This is a genomic window from Nitrosospira multiformis ATCC 25196, from assembly GCF_000196355.1.
Classification (GTDB): Bacteria; Pseudomonadota; Gammaproteobacteria; order Burkholderiales; family Nitrosomonadaceae; genus Nitrosospira; species Nitrosospira multiformis.
Map to the genome: position 1 here is coordinate 2,347,106 of NC_007614.1, position 16,153 is coordinate 2,363,258.

At 53.2% G+C, this 16,153-nt stretch carries 15 protein-coding genes, 1 tRNA gene and 2 pseudogenes; 3 read left to right on the forward strand and 15 right to left on the reverse strand.

The window, feature by feature from the left end; translation table 11 throughout:
- Window positions 1-14: 14 nt before the first annotated feature.
- From NMUL_RS10735 to rpsU, 7 genes and pseudogenes are all read right to left on the reverse strand, one after another.
- Window positions 15-1,118, reverse strand: a pseudogene (locus NMUL_RS10735) (IS3 family transposase).
- Between the two features lie 80 nt (window positions 1,119-1,198).
- Window positions 1,199-1,366: pseudogene (locus NMUL_RS16675) on the reverse strand (IS30 family transposase); the annotation flags it as partial.
- Between the two features lie 158 nt (window positions 1,367-1,524).
- Window positions 1,525-1,601 (reverse strand) — tRNA-Ile (locus NMUL_RS10745).
- 57 nt (window positions 1,602-1,658) lie between these two features.
- Entirely contained in the window at window positions 1,659-3,689 is a 2,031-nt protein-coding gene (rpoD, locus tag NMUL_RS10750) for an RNA polymerase sigma factor RpoD (protein WP_373365299.1), read from the reverse strand.
- Between the two features lie 275 nt (window positions 3,690-3,964).
- On the reverse strand, window positions 3,965-5,743 hold the full coding sequence (gene dnaG, locus NMUL_RS10755) for a DNA primase (protein WP_011381364.1): 1,779 nt from the start codon (window positions 5,741-5,743) through the stop codon (window positions 3,965-3,967).
- Window positions 5,744-5,884: 141 nt separating this feature from the next.
- Complete coding sequence (locus NMUL_RS10760; protein WP_011381365.1) at window positions 5,885-6,331, reverse strand: GatB/YqeY domain-containing protein; 447 nt, start codon at window positions 6,329-6,331, stop codon at window positions 5,885-5,887.
- A 64-nt stretch (window positions 6,332-6,395) separates the two neighbouring features.
- On the reverse strand, window positions 6,396-6,608 hold the full coding sequence (gene rpsU, locus NMUL_RS10765) for a 30S ribosomal protein S21 (protein WP_004179462.1): 213 nt from the start codon (window positions 6,606-6,608) through the stop codon (window positions 6,396-6,398).
- A 143-nt stretch (window positions 6,609-6,751) separates the two neighbouring features.
- On the opposite strand from rpsU, the gene tsaD reads away from it, so the two are divergent.
- On the forward strand, window positions 6,752-7,795 hold the full coding sequence (gene tsaD, locus NMUL_RS10770) for a tRNA (adenosine(37)-N6)-threonylcarbamoyltransferase complex transferase subunit TsaD (RefSeq protein WP_011381366.1): 1,044 nt from the start codon (window positions 6,752-6,754) through the stop codon (window positions 7,793-7,795).
- Window positions 7,796-7,863: 68 nt separating this feature from the next.
- Here tsaD and plsY read toward each other — a convergent pair whose 3' ends face one another.
- Complete coding sequence (gene plsY, locus NMUL_RS10775; protein ID WP_011381367.1) at window positions 7,864-8,472, reverse strand: glycerol-3-phosphate 1-O-acyltransferase PlsY; 609 nt, start codon at window positions 8,470-8,472, stop codon at window positions 7,864-7,866.
- Window positions 8,473-8,593: 121 nt separating this feature from the next.
- On the opposite strand from plsY, the gene folB reads away from it, so the two are divergent.
- Entirely contained in the window at window positions 8,594-8,953 is a 360-nt protein-coding gene (gene folB / locus NMUL_RS10780) for a dihydroneopterin aldolase (RefSeq protein ID WP_011381368.1), read from the forward strand.
- Window positions 8,954-9,150: 197 nt separating this feature from the next.
- On the opposite strand, the gene NMUL_RS10785 is transcribed toward folB, so the two are convergent.
- Window positions 9,151-9,738: a CBS domain-containing protein gene (locus tag NMUL_RS10785; protein WP_011381369.1), complete on the reverse strand. Its 588-nt coding sequence runs from the start codon at window positions 9,736-9,738 to the stop codon at window positions 9,151-9,153.
- A gap of 453 nt (window positions 9,739-10,191) precedes the next feature.
- Here NMUL_RS10785 and NMUL_RS10790 point away from each other — a divergent pair, with 453 nt between their 5' ends.
- Window positions 10,192-10,377 (forward strand): hypothetical protein, encoded by a 186-nt coding sequence (locus tag NMUL_RS10790; RefSeq protein WP_041352566.1) that lies wholly within the window; start codon window positions 10,192-10,194, stop codon window positions 10,375-10,377.
- A gap of 64 nt (window positions 10,378-10,441) precedes the next feature.
- On the opposite strand, the gene pyrF is transcribed toward NMUL_RS10790, so the two are convergent.
- The 6 genes from pyrF to aroA all read right to left on the reverse strand — a co-directional run bounded on the left by pyrF (window position 10,442) and on the right by aroA (window position 16,068).
- Window positions 10,442-11,161, reverse strand: a complete 720-nt coding sequence (pyrF, locus tag NMUL_RS10795; RefSeq protein ID WP_011381371.1) for an orotidine-5'-phosphate decarboxylase — start codon at window positions 11,159-11,161, stop codon at window positions 10,442-10,444.
- 44 nt (window positions 11,162-11,205) lie between these two features.
- On the reverse strand, window positions 11,206-11,466 hold the full coding sequence (locus NMUL_RS10800; RefSeq protein WP_238529811.1) for a LapA family protein: 261 nt from the start codon (window positions 11,464-11,466) through the stop codon (window positions 11,206-11,208).
- 176 nt (window positions 11,467-11,642) lie between these two features.
- Window positions 11,643-11,927, reverse strand: coding sequence for an integration host factor subunit beta (locus tag NMUL_RS10805; protein WP_011381373.1), 285 nt, complete (start codon window positions 11,925-11,927; stop codon window positions 11,643-11,645).
- Between the two features lie 8 nt (window positions 11,928-11,935).
- The gene (rpsA, locus tag NMUL_RS10810; protein WP_011381374.1) at window positions 11,936-13,651 is read right to left on the reverse strand and encodes a 30S ribosomal protein S1; all 1,716 of its coding nucleotides are present in this window, start codon (window positions 13,649-13,651) and stop codon (window positions 11,936-11,938) included.
- Between the two features lie 366 nt (window positions 13,652-14,017).
- Window positions 14,018-14,707, reverse strand: a complete 690-nt coding sequence (gene cmk / locus NMUL_RS10815) for a (d)CMP kinase (RefSeq protein WP_011381375.1) — start codon at window positions 14,705-14,707, stop codon at window positions 14,018-14,020.
- Window positions 14,704-16,068, reverse strand: a complete 1,365-nt coding sequence (aroA, locus tag NMUL_RS10820) for a 3-phosphoshikimate 1-carboxyvinyltransferase (protein ID WP_011381376.1) — start codon at window positions 16,066-16,068, stop codon at window positions 14,704-14,706. The genes cmk and aroA overlap by 4 nt, the downstream gene beginning before the upstream one ends.
- Window positions 16,069-16,153 lie beyond the last annotated feature (85 nt).

Sequence of the window (16,153 nt, forward strand, 5' to 3'; positions counted from 1 at the left end):
GTTTTCGGCGCTGGTTAAACCCGGGCAAGGCTTGAAAGCCCCGCCCGGTGTGCAAATTCGGCTGGCGACAGGTCATTGAGAGTCGAGTGAGGTCGACTCTCGTTGTAGTCCCGTCGCCAGTCTTCGATGATCGTTTTGGCCTCTTCCAGCGTTTCAAACCAGTGCAAGTTAAGACACTCGTCCCGGAATGATCCGTTAAACGTCTCGATGTGGCAATTGTCCGTCGGCTTTCCTGGCCGGCTGAAGTCGATCCGTGCCTGGTGATGGTACGCCCAGAGATCGAGCAACTGCCCCGAGAATTCGCTGCCATTATCGACAAAAAGATATTGAGGAGGACCCCGCCGCGGCCAGTCGATTTAACGTAGCGACCACATGGTCGCTTCGCAGACGCTGACCCACTTCGATTGCCAATGCTTCCTTGCTGAAGACATCCACAATCGTCAGCGTACGGAACTTCATCCCGTTGGCCAGTTGGTCCGCCACAAAGTCCATGCTCCATGCTTCATTGGGTTTGGTCGGCTTGATCTTCGCCTGGCGTCTCACGACCATCTTGCGGCGCCTGGGCAGCTTTGAGCGAAGCTGTAGCTGCTCTTCGCTATAAAGCCGATACATCTGGTTTTTACCCAGCTGCCAGCCTTCACGCTTGAGAAGCACGTGGATGCGCCGGTAACCATAACGCACCCGTGTCTTTGCAATCTCCCGCATACGCCCTCGCAACGCCTGCTTCGGATCCTTGATGCTCCGATAGTACTGGACGCTGCGCGATTGCTTCATCAACCTGCAGGCCCGCCGCATGTTCAGGTCATGGTGGCTCACGATGTAGTCCACCACTTCGCGTTTCAGCGCGGGCCGGGCCACTTTTTTGATGCAACGTCCTGCAGGATCGCCCGGTCCAGGCTCAAGTCGGCTACCAGCTTCTTGAGCCGCCCATTCTCTTCCTGCAACTGCTTGAGCTCCCGCACCTGGTCCGACTGCATCCCCGCGTACTGCTTCTTCCAGCGGTAGAACGTCTGTTCCGAGATTCCCACCTGCCGGATCAGATCCGCCACCGGCATCCCAAGCTCCGCCTGCTTTAATACCGCTACGATCTGTTCTATTGAAAACCGCTTCTTCTTCATGGCAAACACCCCTCCTTTCAAGGTCAAGTTTGCCGAAAAACTCACTTTCTGTCTGGTCCTGAATTCCTAAAGCAGATCAGAGATCGTTGCCTCGGCTTTATGCCTCCATGGTAGAGAAGATACGAATATACCGTCGCAGGCGGCTTTGCAATATCTCTAGCAATTACACTCATAGCAACCCCTTGCTGCCATAACCGCCAAATACACGCTTTGCGTTCATCAGTCATGCCACCATATACACTAGCCATTGCACACCTCTACAAATCAAGAATCAATAGGTGTTGCACTGACCGGTTGAATGCGCCCGTGTCTTGTTGTGTAATTTGAATTAGAGGGTTACAAAATGGTTACATTTTAGAAAAAAAAAAGGAGTTACAGTAGATTCTACTTGTAACTCCTTGTTTACTGGTGGGTCTGGTTGGACTCGAACCAACGACCAAGGGATTATGAGTCCCCTGCTCTAACCGACTGAGCTACAGACCCTTTACAACTTTAAAACTCTTAACTTGGAGCTGTATTGAACTGGATACTGAAGGCTAGTCAGCCTTCAGTATCCAGGAAGCTGCGCAGGCGCTCGGAACGGGACGGATGGCGCAGCTTGCGCAGTGCCTTGGCCTCGATCTGGCGGATGCGCTCGCGCGTTACGTCGAACTGCTTGCCGACTTCCTCCAGCGTGTGGTCGGTATTCATTTCGATGCCGAAGCGCATGCGCAGTACTTTTGCTTCGCGCGGAGTCAGCGAATCCAGTATATCTTTCGTAACATCGCGCAGGCTGGCATAAACTGCCGCATCCGCAGGAGCCATGGTAGCTGAATCCTCGATGAAATCCCCGAGATGAGAATCTTCGTCGTCTCCGATCGGGGTCTCCATGGAAATTGGTTCCTTGGAAATCTTGAGGATTTTACGAATCTTCTCTTCCGGCATTTCCATTTTCTGTGCGAGGACGGCGGGCTCCGGCTCCTGCCCGGTTTCCTGCAGGATCTGGCGGGAAATGCGGTTCATCTTGTTAATCGTTTCGATCATGTGCACCGGGATACGGATGGTACGCGCCTGATCCGCAATGGAACGTGTGATGGCCTGACGAATCCACCAGGTTGCGTAGGTGGAAAACTTGTATCCCCGCCGGTATTCGAATTTATCGACTGCCTTCATCAGGCCGATGTTGCCTTCCTGAATGAGATCGAGGAACTGCAATCCCCGATTGGTATATTTTTTAGCGATGGAAATCACCAGTCGCAAATTTGCTTCGGTCATTTCACGTTTGGCCCGGCGCGCCTTCGCCTCACCCGTGGACATGCGGCGGTTGATTTCCTTGAGTTCCTTCAAGGGAATGCCTACCTGCTTTTGCAGTGCCAGCAGATTCTGTTGCTGTTCCACAATCTCGGGACGATAACGTTCCAGGGCTGCGCTGTAGGGTTTGCCGAGTGCAATCTCCTCATCCACCCAGTTCAGGTTACTCTCGTTACCGGGGAAGGTCTTGATGAAGTGGTTACGCGACATTCCCACCTTGCTTACGCAAAGCTCCATTATTTTTCGCTCGTAACCGCGCATTTCATCCACCAGTGCCCGCTGCGTATCGCACAACCGTTCAACCATTTTGGCAGAGAAACGGATAGCCATCAGCTCGGACGAAATCTGCTCCTGGATGTCTTTATAGGCCTTGTTGCCCGATCCTTTCTTTTCGAGCACCTTCTGCATCTCGTCATAAGCCTTTTGAACCACTGCAAAACGCTCCAGCGCGTCATTTTTCAGCTTGAGGAGGTTGGCATTTGCGACTGCGGTGACATCCTCATCTTCCGCATCCGAGTTCAATTCCTGTTCCAGGGATTCATCGGAAATCTCTTCGCTGATAATTTCCTCTGTGCTGGGATCGAGCAACCCATCCACCAGCTCATCCACACGCATCTCGTCTTTCGACACTCTGTCGGCGAATTCGAGAATTCCGGCTATGGTTGTCGGACAGGCGGAAATCGCCTGTATCATGTGCTTCAAGCCGTCCTCGATACGTTTTGCGATTTCGATTTCGCTCTCACGCGTCAGCAGTTCCACGGAACCCATTTCGCGCATATACATCCGGACAGGGTCGGTTGTGCGCCCGAACTCCGAATCCACAGTGGAAAGCGCGGCTTCCGCTTCCTCCACCACATCCTCATCGGCCACGGTAGGGGCAGTTTCAGACATGAGCAGCGTTTCCGCGTCGGGCGCCTCGTCATAAACGGAAATCCCGACGTCATTGATCATGCTGATGATGTTCTCGATCTGCTCCGCGTCGAGCATATCGTCGGGGAGATGATCATTGATTTCGGCGTAAGTGAGATAGCCGCGTTCCTTGCCCTGCACGATCAGATTCTTGAGACGCATGCGGCGCGCCTCGAGCTCCTGGGAGGCGGCAGCTTTTTCCGGATCCTTGGCGTGCGAGTTTTTTCCTTCCCGGGCCGCTCTTGATCTTGCGATCTTGCCATTGGCGAGGGTGGGCTCTTTCGCCGCCATCACTGCCTTCGCAATCTCGGTCACCTGCTCCGGAGCTTTAGCCATTGAATCCGTTTCCGTTTCACTGTCATTATCGAACATTTCTTCATCCACCTTCGTCAGTTCTTTTGCTGCCGCTTCTTTCGCCTGCGCTCTCAACAGCTTCTTCATATCTTCAGATTCCTTGATTGCCATCCGAACCTCGCCCTCAGGTTGACCCGAAACTCCGGCAAACACAGCCATCTTTGCTTTTACCGCTGTTTGGACTTGTGTCCGGGTTTGACCACATTCTTTTCTGAGTTCTTTCCGTTGAAAGGAAAAATTTTTCTATTATATCAGAACATGCTTGCATTCATACCACAGCTGACAATTCTGCTTTATGGCATTGCCATCCGCTGAAGCTCCTCCCTTTCCTCGGGGGTAAGGGCACTCAGGGATTTATTGTGCAGCACTGCCATGCGTTGCTTGCGTTTCATCTCATGTAATCGCGCCATCGCTCCGGCAAATTCCGCTTCCAGGTCGAGTTCGCCGTCCCAGCCAAGTGTTTTGCTTGCCGCCTGTTCAAGGATTGCGCGGTAGGGACTAGCACGGAAATGAACAGTCATCAAAGGTATCAACGTCCCTTCTCCCATATGGGGGTGGACGTCGATAAATTCAACGAGCGCCGCTAGCGCTGCTACTTCTTTCTCATATTCCTGGTCATATGCAAGCAGTTCCCTGTCAAGCTTCTGGATATAAGCAGGGTGGTACAACAATATCTGGAGCAGCCACTCGTAGGGAGAAACAGGCTTCGGACGGGAAGGCTTTTCGCGAACCGGAAAAGCGGTAACGCGTCTGATCTTCAAAATACCTTCCAACTCCCGCTCGCTCAGACCACTGATCTCCGCCAATCGCTTCACCAGCATCAGTGCAAGTCCGGGTGCGGCGACTCGCGCCAGCAAGGGTTTGGCATCCTGCACCAGCTTGGCACGCCCCTCGCTACTTTTGAGATCGGTTCGCGCCGACAGTTCCCTGAAAAGAAAAACAGACAGAGGCAATGTTTGCTCAAGCAGCTTTTCGAAGGCGCTTCTGCCATGATTGCGGATGTAACTGTCAGGATCCTCCCCCTCCGGCAGAAAAAGAAAACCGATGCTCTTGCCGTCGGCAAGCTGGGCGAGGCTGTCCTCCAGCGCGCGCCAAGCCGCTTTTTTTCCAGCGCTGTCTGCATCAAAGCAAAAGACGATATTATCGGTCTGGCGCAGCAGCTTCTGGATATGGTAGGGGGTGGTGGCAGTGCCCAGGGTAGCCACCGCGTATTCGATTCCATGCTGGGAAAGAGCCACTACATCCATGTAGCCCTCCACCACGATAACCTTTCCCGCTTCCCGGATCGCCCGCCGGGCGCCAAAAAGATTATAGAGCTCGCGGCCTTTCTGGAATAGGGGTGTTTCCGGGGAATTGAGATACTTGGGCTCTCCTTTCTCCAGCACTCTGCCACCAAATCCGACAATCATCCCTTTGAGGTTGACGATGGGAAACATGATGCGATCACGAAACCGGTCATAACACTTGCCTCCGTCACCCTCGACCATCAATCCGGCCTGTACCAGCAGGCGTTTTTGGGCATTATCCGGCTGCCCGGGGAATGAAGTGTGCAGGTTCTGCCAACCTGCGGGAGCATATCCGATGCCAAAGCGCGCAGCGGTTGCACCCGTCAAGCCCCGCTGCTTCAAGTAGTCGATCGCATTTTTCGAAAGCTTGAGTTGCTCCCGGTAAAAACGCGCGGCAATCTTCATTGCCTCCAGCAACGCACCCGGGGAGTATTCTGTTCCGTTCGGCTTTACCCGTGCAGAATCTGATTGAGACCCTGATCCGGTTTCAGCTTGTTGCGCAGGCACCTGGAGCCCGATTCGGGCCGCAAGTTCACTCACAGCCTCCACGAAGTGCATGCCATCGTACTCCATCACGAAACCAATGGCATTACCGTGGGCCCCGCAACCGAAACAATGATAAAACTGCTTGATGGGACTTACCGTGAAGGAGGGAGTTTTTTCACTATGAAATGGGCAGCAGGCGCTATAGTTCGCGCCTGCTCTCCTGAGGGGCACATCGCGCTCGATGACATCGACAATATCTGTCCGGTCGAGCAGTTCCTGAATGAATGATTGTGAAATCATTTATGACAGATCAGGCAAGTATGGGGAGAGTGGAGCGCGGGCAGAAAATTCACTTGTGCGAGAAAAGAGCACTCCACTTTTTTGATACATGCAGTACTTGCAATTGAAGTCGGCTACCTCGATGAGGCCACAAGCGATGCGTCAGAGGGCGAGTCTGATCTTGACCAGGGCAGATACTTTGCTCATATCCGCCCGCCCGGAAAGCCTGGGCTTGAGCAACGCCATTACCCGCCCCATATCCTGTTGTCCCTTGGCGCCAACGGCCGAAATCGCTTCCGCGACAGCACATTCCACCTCATTATCGCTCAATGCCTGAGGCATGTAGGACTGCAGCACCTCCATTTCATACTTCTCTGCATCCGCGAGATCCTGCCGGTGGGCTGCTTCATATTGGACAATGGAGTCCCTGCGCTGCTTGAGCATTTTTTCGATAGCGGCAACGACAGCCGCATCGTCCAGCTCTCTGCGCTCATCCACCTCGCGCTGTTTTATTGCAGCCTGCAACAGGCGGATGGCATCACGCAGCCGCGCATCACCCGCTCGCATCGCGGCTTTCATATCTTCGGTTATTTGCTGTTTCAGACTCACGGTGGCCGAACAGAAATTTACAGAGATTTATGGAGAACTGCTTATTTTTTAAGACTGACTTGAACTAGTAAAGTTTCGGTGGAAGCAACTGGCTGCGCAGGCGCTTGTAGGTCCGTTTTACTGCTGCCGCCAGTTTGCGCTTGCGCTCGGCGGTCGGTTTTTCGTAAAATTCCCTGGCACGCAATTCGGTAAGCAGGCCTGTTTTCTCTATCGTGCGCTTAAAGCGGCGCATTGCGACTTCAAAAGGCTCGTTTTCCTTGACTTTAATAGTAGTCATGAAGATGGGGTTCCTTTCCTGAAAATGTTGATCAATAAAAAAGTGACGATCGGTCTTCGTCTAAATATAGACAGCCCACTATTATATAACAAGTAACAATTCCTAAAAAACTCCTGTAAAGAATCTGATTCTCCCTGCCTCAATTGCTCGTACTCGGAATTGAAACCTCCTGCGATGAAACGGGTGTCGCACTTTATCACACCCAGCAGGGCTTACTCAGCCATGCGCTATATTCGCAAATCGAAATGCATGGGGAATATGGCGGAGTAGTTCCCGAACTCGCCTCCCGCGACCACATCAGGCGGTTGCTGCCCCTCATCCGGCAGATATTTGCGGAAGCCGGCGTCTCACTGCGAGATCTGGATGCCATTGCATACACCCAGGGTCCCGGACTTGCCGGGGCCTTGCTCGTGGGTGCAAGCGTGGCAGCCGCGCTTGGTTTTGCGCTCAAAGTTCCCGTGCTGGGGATTCACCACCTCGAAGGCCATCTTTTATCTCCTCTGCTCTCCGACCCCGCTCCTGCTTTTCCATTCGTAGCCCTGCTTGTATCGGGGGGTCATACGCAACTGATGGAAGTGACCGGTCTGGGGCAGTACCGATTGCTTGGCGAAACTGTGGACGATGCGGCAGGAGAAGCCTTCGACAAGACGGCCAAGCTGCTCGGTCTGGGTTATCCAGGAGGGCCCGCGCTTTCCCGTCTGGCGGATGAATTTACCCGATCAGGCCAATCCGCGCGCTTCGAGCTTCCACGACCCATGCTCCATAGCGGCGATTTCAATTTCAGCTTCAGTGGCCTCAAAACCGCCGTCCTGACGCTGGTGAACAAACACGAGATGACACCCCAGATTCGCGGTGCGATCGCACAAGCTTTCCAGGAGGCGGCAGTCGAAGTGCTGACCGAGAAATCGCTTGCGGCACTTGCAAAAACGGGACTTACCCAACTGGTAGTGGCTGGCGGGGTAGGAGCCAATCGTCAATTGAGGAGTAATCTCGACCGCAGGGCAGGAACGATTGGCGCGACAGTATATTATCCGAAACTCGAATTCTGCACTGACAACGGGGCAATGATCGCATTTGCGGGAGCAATGCGTCTGGAATCTGGAGAGTCTGAAAGTTCAAGGCTTGGCAAGTTCACGATAAACGCCCGCTGGGATCTGGAAATGCAGGAAATCGGGCGAGAAGCATAAGATGCCATCTGTTTCCGCACTTGTTCTGCTCCCCCGACAATATACCGGGAAGGCGGAGTGCCCAGCCCTCAAGAGGTACTGCGCTTGCCAATGCGCGATTCGCTGCCAGCGATCAGGCCGGCAATATTCGACTTATGCCGCCAGATGAGCAGCAGGGACATGATGAAAACTACAAGGGTGCGCGCTTCGAAGCCGAGAAAAAATAAGGCATAGAATGGCGCCAGGCTTGCTGCCACTATTGCCGCCAGCGATGAAAAACGCCACATCAACGCTACTGCGAGCCAGATTGTGGCCGCAAGCAACCCCATCCAAGGATTGAATCCCAACAGTATCCCCAGCGCGGTTGCCACTCCCTTTCCACCTTTGAAATGCAGAAACACGGGAAACAGGTGACCTAGAAAAACCCCCAGGGCGGCTGCCGCAACCGCCTCGTTACCCAACTCCAGAAGAGGTGCAGAATACTCCGCCAACGCGACCGCAAGCCAGCCTTTGCCTCCGTCCCCCAACAATGTAAATATCGCTGCGGATTTTTTTCCGGAGCGAAGGACGTTCGTGGCACCGGGATTGCCTGAGCCGTATGTGCGCGGATCAGGCAGCTGAAAGAACCGGCTCGCCAGCACGCCAAAGGAAATCGAACCCAGCAAATATGCTGGTAGAATCAAAGCTATCAGCGTCATGTCGTTAGCGCCCTCTTAGGAACCGCTGAACAAACCCCTCGTAAATAGAATAAAATCCCCTGCTGATTCTACTTGAAAAACAGCTTGGTAATGCTGCCCGCCGATGCTTTAATGCTTAACAATGGATATTATCTTCCTGCACGAACTCAAAGTTAAAACGCTGATTGGAATTTACCCGTGGGAACTCAAAGTTGCGCAGACCATCCAGCTCGATCTAGAAATCGCATTGCCGACGAGCCAGGCCTGTCAGACCGACAATTTCGAGGACGCGCTGGATTATGCCCTCATTGTGCAGCGCATTCAGCAGGTCCTTTCCGAAAGACATTTTTCCCTGCTTGAAGCCTTGGCCGAGCACATCGCGCAAACCATCCTGCTCGAATTCAAATCACCGTGGGTCAAGGTAAGTGTGGCGAAACTGAGCGCAATTCGCGGTGTAAAAAAAGTAGGTGTGCGCATCGAACGCACATCATGCGGCCATTAAGGGGCGCTGGAAGCATCCCGGTAAGTGCCTGCCTCACGCAGGGGAGCACTTCTATTACGATACTATTTCGCCATCGATCGTCGATATTGGTTCCAGGGGCTGGCCCGCATCCCTTTCTCCAACGCGTCCAAGGCGAGGCTTCCGAACGTGAACGAGGGCTGCCTGAGGTGCGTCCGTGATGCGGTGAAATATCCAGGCTAGCCCGCTGCGAGTGCCGCCTCTATTTCAGTAAAGGTCCTGGCAATTTCCACTGAAGGAATGGTAGTTCCAAGCTGCTTCTCGATTTGCGTCAAGGAAAAGATTCCGCAAACGATGGGCTGGCCATCCCCGCCATTCTCTATTACCAGTGTATGCTGCCGGCCGGTGTCACACAGGCTGGCGATGATATTCCCGACTCTTGCATGCCGGATTTCCGACATGTGAATCGCCTCCAGACGATCCAAGGGAGTCATGATGTCGGAAACGAGAATTTCATTGTGCTTGACGCACCTTTCCTGAATGAAACGCAGCGGTTTTTCCCCCAGAATATCGGTCGCCGTAATAATGCCTGCGAGAAGCTTGTCCCGATTCAACACAAGCAGAGATCGTATTCCGCGCAGCATCATATAGGCATTAGCCGACTCCATGGTCACATCCGGCTGGATTACGGCGGCCGGAATATGCCGTAAGTCGGTCATTACAGCGAGGGCGGGTGATGTCAGAGTTACCGGTTCAGGCTGGGCTGGCGTCGCGACCCGTACAGCGCCCGTGAGACGCTGCGCCGGGAGGAGATGATAGTCGGACATAGCGATATCCTCCACGTTAGGGAGGGAATACGCTCGAAGTCAGTAAAATCGAATTCAAGCATTCCCCCAAATCTAACTCTACGCCCACCTTCACAAAGGGTCAATGCGACTTTTTGTAATGTCGGAATACAGTAAACCCGAACCGCAAAAAGAGCCTCTCATAGGTACGCTGCTTGGCCCGCCATCCTTTCATTCATGCATTTGAAGTACAGGGCTATCTATACTTTCTGGCAGAAAAAAACTGTTGCGGACGCAAAACGTCAGCTTTTGCTTGATCCGACTTTATGTGGGAAAACGAACAGAGGCGCGTAGCCAAACTGTAGAAGATTGCTCTCACGCTTATCGCAGAGATGACGCCGATTGATCTGTCCTGTTTGCGGTTTGCGGCAGGCTCGATTAGAACATTCAGTAATTGCTATTCTATCTGACAGTTTCTTTCGTGGAGAACGATATATGAAAAACGCGTACAGGGGCTTCGATCTCAATACTGCCGAATTTGATAATTGGTTTGAACCTGCCACTACCCGGATGGCAAAGCATGCCAAATCAAATAAAAACAAGCTCTGGGGTGACTTCGAAGGTAGCCGGATAAACCGAAAGAAAAAGCGCGATGCCCGATCCGACTTGTGGGCGAAATAGAGAGCGATTTTTCTCTTAAATCAACAAGCCCTTCGACAGATTTCTGGGTGCAGCTTCATCTCCCTCAGAAATTGTCGAAGCGACTGACATCCCTGATATCTTCGATATCCTTGTTCAGCCGGCTCAGCATCACTGCCGGTTCAGTCGCCTGGGTAATAGGTCTGCCAATAACAAGATAATCCGCTCCGTTCTCAATCGCCTGGCGAGGGGTCGATATCCTCCGCTGTTCATCCGGGGAACTATCGGCTGGCCGTATTCCGGGCGTGACCAGACAGAAGTCAGCGCCTATCGCATTCCTCAGCCTGGAAGTTTCGAGCGGGGAACATACGACCCCATCCAGCCCGCAATCCCGGGTGAGCGCTGCAAGGCGCTGCACCACGTCCTGTGGTTCACCCTTCAGACCCACTTCATCGAGATCGCTCTGGTCCATGCTGGTCAGCAGCGTCACTGCGATGAGCCTGACCGAGCCCGGCGGTACAGCTTCACGAGCTGCTGCCAGCATTCGTCTTCCGCCCAGCGCATGCACGTTCATCATCCACACTCCCAAAGCTGCGGCTGTCCTGCATGCATTTGCCACTGTAGTGGGAATATCGTGGAATTTCAGATCGAGGAAGATTTCGAAACCTTTACCCATCATCTTTTCCACCAACTGCGGTCCGGCAGCGGTAAAAAGTTCTTTGCCGACTTTAAGCCGGCATAGCGAGGGATCCAGACGGGCTACAAGATCGAGTGCGGATGTGGAATCCGGAAAATCCAGGGCGACGATAATACGAGGATCATTCATATGTAATTTATCGGGAACGAAAATCACAGGAAGGTACGGTTGATTTACAAATGAACGTCCGGGACGTCATATTTTTTCCGGTATGAGGCGAGTTGCCGTCTTTGCCTGAATACGATGGCGAGACAGGACGCAGCGCCCACCATCACCCCCAGGGCAAAGAAAAACAATATTACCAGTACCAGCGGGGCCGTCCATTCATAACCGAAGTAATAATAAAGCGTTACCGGTTCGACATTTCTCACGGCAAAACCCAGCAGGAGGAGAAACAGTACAATCCGCAGGAACCATATCAGATAACGCATCATCAGTTTTTCCGGAAAAGAACCCGCGTTGGCAGCGGGAACATTGCTCAAACCAGGACAACATGGCGCAGGTAATCGACCTGGAACGTGTCCACGTGCAAAAGTGCCCACGTGCATAAAAAAGCGGCATGATCTTTCAATCACGCCGCCATTATATCCATCCGTTCAATTCGCGTTTTTCAGTTTTTCTGATCCACCCGTTCCCTCATTTCCTTTCCTGCCTTGAAATGAGGGACATATTTTTCCGGTACCCGAACTTTTTCTCCCGATTTTGGGTTGCGTCCGACACGCGGGGGACGATAGTTTAGATCGAAACTGCCAAATCCGCGAATTTCAATACGCTGCCCTTGTGACAAACTCTTCGCCATCGCGTCAAGTATAACCTTGACTGCCAGCTCGGCATCTTTTGTTCCCAGTTGAGGATGGCGAGCTGCAAGCCTCGCGATCAGTTCAGACTTTGTCATGATGCCCTTTATTGTTCCGTATTCTTAACATCCATCTTGGCCTTGAGCAAAGCACCCAGACTGGTGGTTCCCGCGCTGGCGGATGCGTCGCCTGCCACCTTCTGCATCGCGTCGGATTCCTCCGCCATATCCTTCGCCTTGATCGAAAGGTTAATGCCGCGATTTTTGCGATCGACGTTAATGATCATCGCCTCAACCACATCACCTTCCTTCAAGTGGGAACGAATGTCCTCAACCCGGTCGCGCGACACTTCTGACGCGCGCAGGTAGCCTTCGACATCATTCTCGAGTGAAATCACGGCGCCCTTCGCATCAATCGACTTTACCGTCCCTTTGACAATACTGTTCTTGTCATGCACCGAGACAAAGCTGTTGAAGGGATCGCCTTCCAATTGCTTGATGCCAAGCGAGATGCGCTCGCGCTCCACATCGATGGACAGCACGACCGCCTCGACCTCGTCACCCTTCTTGTAATTGCGCACGGCTTCTTCCCCCGGCTGATTCCAGGAAAGATCGGAAAGATGCACCAGTCCGTCTATCCCGCCTTGCAGCCCGATAAAGACGCCGAAATCCGTAATGGATTTGATCTGACCTCGCACCTTGTCGCCTTTTTGATGATTCATGGCGAAATCTTCCCAGGGATTCACTTTGCACTGCTTCATGCCGAGCGAAATGCGACGCCGCTCTTCATCGATCTCAAGAATCATCACTTCTACTTCATCGCCCAATTGCACAACTTTGGACGGGTACACGTTCTTGTTGGTCCAATCCATTTCGGAGACATGCACGAGGCCTTCAATGCCTTGCTCGATTTCAACAAACGCGCCGTAATCGGTAAGGTTGCTGACCTTGCCGAACAAGCGGGTATGGGGCGGATACCGCCGCGACAATCCTACCCATGGATCTTCCGTCAATTGCTTCATACCCAGTGAAACGCGGTTTTTTTCCTGATCGAATTTGAGGACTTTCGCGGTTACTTCATCACCGACACTGATGACCTCGGAGGGGTGCTTTACCCGCCGCCACGCAAGATCGGTAATGTGCAGCAAGCCGTCTATGCCCCCCAGATCCACGAATGCGCCGTAATCGGTAATATTCTTGACAATACCCTTGACGATCGCGCCTTCGGTCAGATTGGCGAGCAACGTCTGGCGGTCAGCCCCCTGGGTTTCTTCCAGCACTGCACGGCGAGATACCACCACGTTGTTTCGCTTCCGGTCAAGTTTGATAACCTTGAATTCCATCTCCTTGTTTTCGTAAGGAGTCGTATCCTTGACCGGCCTGATATCCACCAGCGAGCCGGGCAGAAAGGCGCGAATACCATTGATCATGGCAGTCAATCCACCTTTGACCTTGCCGCTCACGACACCCGATACGATGGCGCCGCTTTCCATTGCAGCCTCCAGGTCATGCCAGGCGGTAAGGCGCTTTGCTTTGTCCCGTGACAGGCGGGTTTCGCCATAGCCATCTTCCAGCGCCTCGATGGCGACGCTGACAAAATCGCCGGGCTTGGCTTCAACTTCGCCCTTGTCGTTCTTGAACTCGTCGACGGGGATGAAACTCTCTGATTTGAGCCCGGCGTTTACGACTACGATGTTGTAATCGACCCGGACGACCTGCGCGGTGATGACTTCACCGATACGCATTTCCTGACGGGAAAGGCTTTCTTCAAATAACGCTGCGAAACTTTCAGAAGAGTCGACAGCGGGGGAAACAGTAGCCATTGTAAGAACACCTGATGTGGTCCCATCAAAACCAACAGGTTTTCATGGGGTTAGGGTTAATAATAACTGCCCTGATGGTTCTCTTTTTTCTGAGAGCCATAACGATATGGCAGCGCTCGTATTACCGATGTTTCGACTGCCCGGACATTCGAAATATCCAGCTTCAACTACACTTCCTGCTCTGGTTCATCCTGAATCCGGTTGCCCGGCATCCGACGTGATTGAATGCGAAAAAAAAAATGATCCGGGGAATGGATTTTTTACGTGTTCCTGTCACTCAGGAGCGCTTGAAGCCAAGCGAGGGTGAGCTTATAGGATTTGACGGATGGAACCTATTGATGGATAAAACCTCTCTACACAACATACTCAAATGGATCCTTTTGCAGAAATTTCAGCGTACAGACACAATACGCGATCTACCGCCTGGTTGATGTCGAGTGAAGTGGTATCCAGCAAATGTGTACCTGCGCCCAGTTGCAATGGCGCAATGCTGCGATTGCTATCCCGCGCATCGCGCTCCCGTATGTCCTGCAAAAGGGTGGCAATATTAGCATCCATTCCTTTTTCCATCAACTGCTTATAACGCCGCTGAGCACGTGTTTCAGCAGTCGCCGTGAGAAATACTTTGAGGATGGCAGCGGGAAACACAACCGATCCCATGTCGCGACCGTCGGCTACCAAGCCCGGAATCTGGCAGAATGCACGCTGACGTTCCAGCAGCGCCGCGCGGACGAGAGGATAAGCGGCTACTCTGGAAGCCGCATTGCCGCATTCTTCCGAGCGTATTACATCCGTGACGTTTTCATTGTCCAGGCGAATCTCCGCATCCGCAAAAACGACATTCAGATGTGCAGCGACTTCGCTCAGCGCATGCTCATCCTTGAGCTCGATTCCCGATCGCATTGCCGCCAGCGCCGCCAGCCGGTACAGCGCGCCGCTGTCCAGATAGTGAAAGCCGAGTTTTGCGGCGACCCGTTGCGCTACGGTGCCCTTGCCGGAAGCAGAAGGACCGTCAATCGCGATGACGGGAATATCCTGAATAGTCTTATCGTTCATGAAATATCAGAAGAATCGATCCGGGCAGCGAATTTACCCTGCCCTGGATCGGCATAGGCGATAGCCGCAAATTTTTCAAAATAATCGGGAAACGTCTTTGAGACACACCGGGGATCATTGATTCGAACCGGCGCGCCAAAAGACACCAGGGAAAAGCACATTGCCATGCGATGATCATCATAGGTATCAATAGCCGCATTCGCCACCAGTTCCCCGCGAGGCGGGCTGATTTGCAGAAAATCGGACCCTGCCTCCACTTCTGCGCCGAGTTTGCGCAATTCCTGCGCCATGGCTGCAATACGATCGGTTTCCTTTACCCGCCAGCTCGCGATATTCCTGAGAACGGTGTTTCCCCGCGCGAACAAGGCTGTCACTGCAAGCGTCATCGCCGCATCCGGAATATGGTTGCAGTCCAGATCGATTGCTCGCAAGCCACCCGGTCCGGGACCGCTTGCTTCGATCCAGTTATCGCCAAATCTGATATCCGCTCCCATTCGCTCGAGCGCCTCGGCAAAGCGAATGTCTCCCTGGACACTGTCACGCCCTAAGCCTTCGACGCGTACGGGCCCTCTCCCGATTGCACCGGCCGCAAGAAAATAGGAGGCTGAGGACGCATCGCCCTCGACGAATACCTGACCCGGACTCCGATAGCGCTGGTCTGCGGGTACAGTAAAGCGCCGCCACTCCTCCCGCTCCACCTGTACCCCAAAACGCGCCATCAAGGCGATGGTAAGATCGATGTAGGGTCGCGAAATCAGTTCCCCTGCCACGGTGATGACCGGTAACTCATCCATTTCCGCGCGCAGGAAAGGCAGCACCATCAACAGGGCAGTGAGGAACTGACTCGATACCTCGCCCCTTACCGTTATTTCCCCCGGATGGATCCGCCCGGGTTTGATCTGGAGCGGCGGGAAACCTTCCTTCCCGAGATAGGTGATATCCGCGCCTACTTGACGCAGGGCATCGACCAGGTCGCCAATGGGGCGTTCATGCATTCGCGGCACACCCGACAGCCGGTAGTGCCCTTGAGCAAGTGCCAGCATGGCCGTCAATGGACGGAAAACGGTACCCGCGTTCCCTAAAAACAGATCCGCTTCCGTTGTAGGTAAACGAAGAGGAAACTGGTCCCCCACTCCCTGCAAGCGATAATGGTCTCTACCGATCTGAAGGATGGATACACCTAGAGTGGAGAGGGCATCGAGCATACGGGCAGTATCATCGGAAGCCAGGAGGTCGCAAACATCGGTTACCCCCTCCGACAACGCGGCAAGTAACAAAATTCGATTGGAAATGCTCTTTGAGCCAGGCAAGCGAACGCTACCCCGAGCACGCTCGACTACCGGCAAGTCAATAAATTTCACGCGCTGCCTTGGAGATTGCCTTCATCGATAAACAAGATTGCCTTCATCGATAAACAGCCAGTTCGACGATAAAACCGGCTATTAT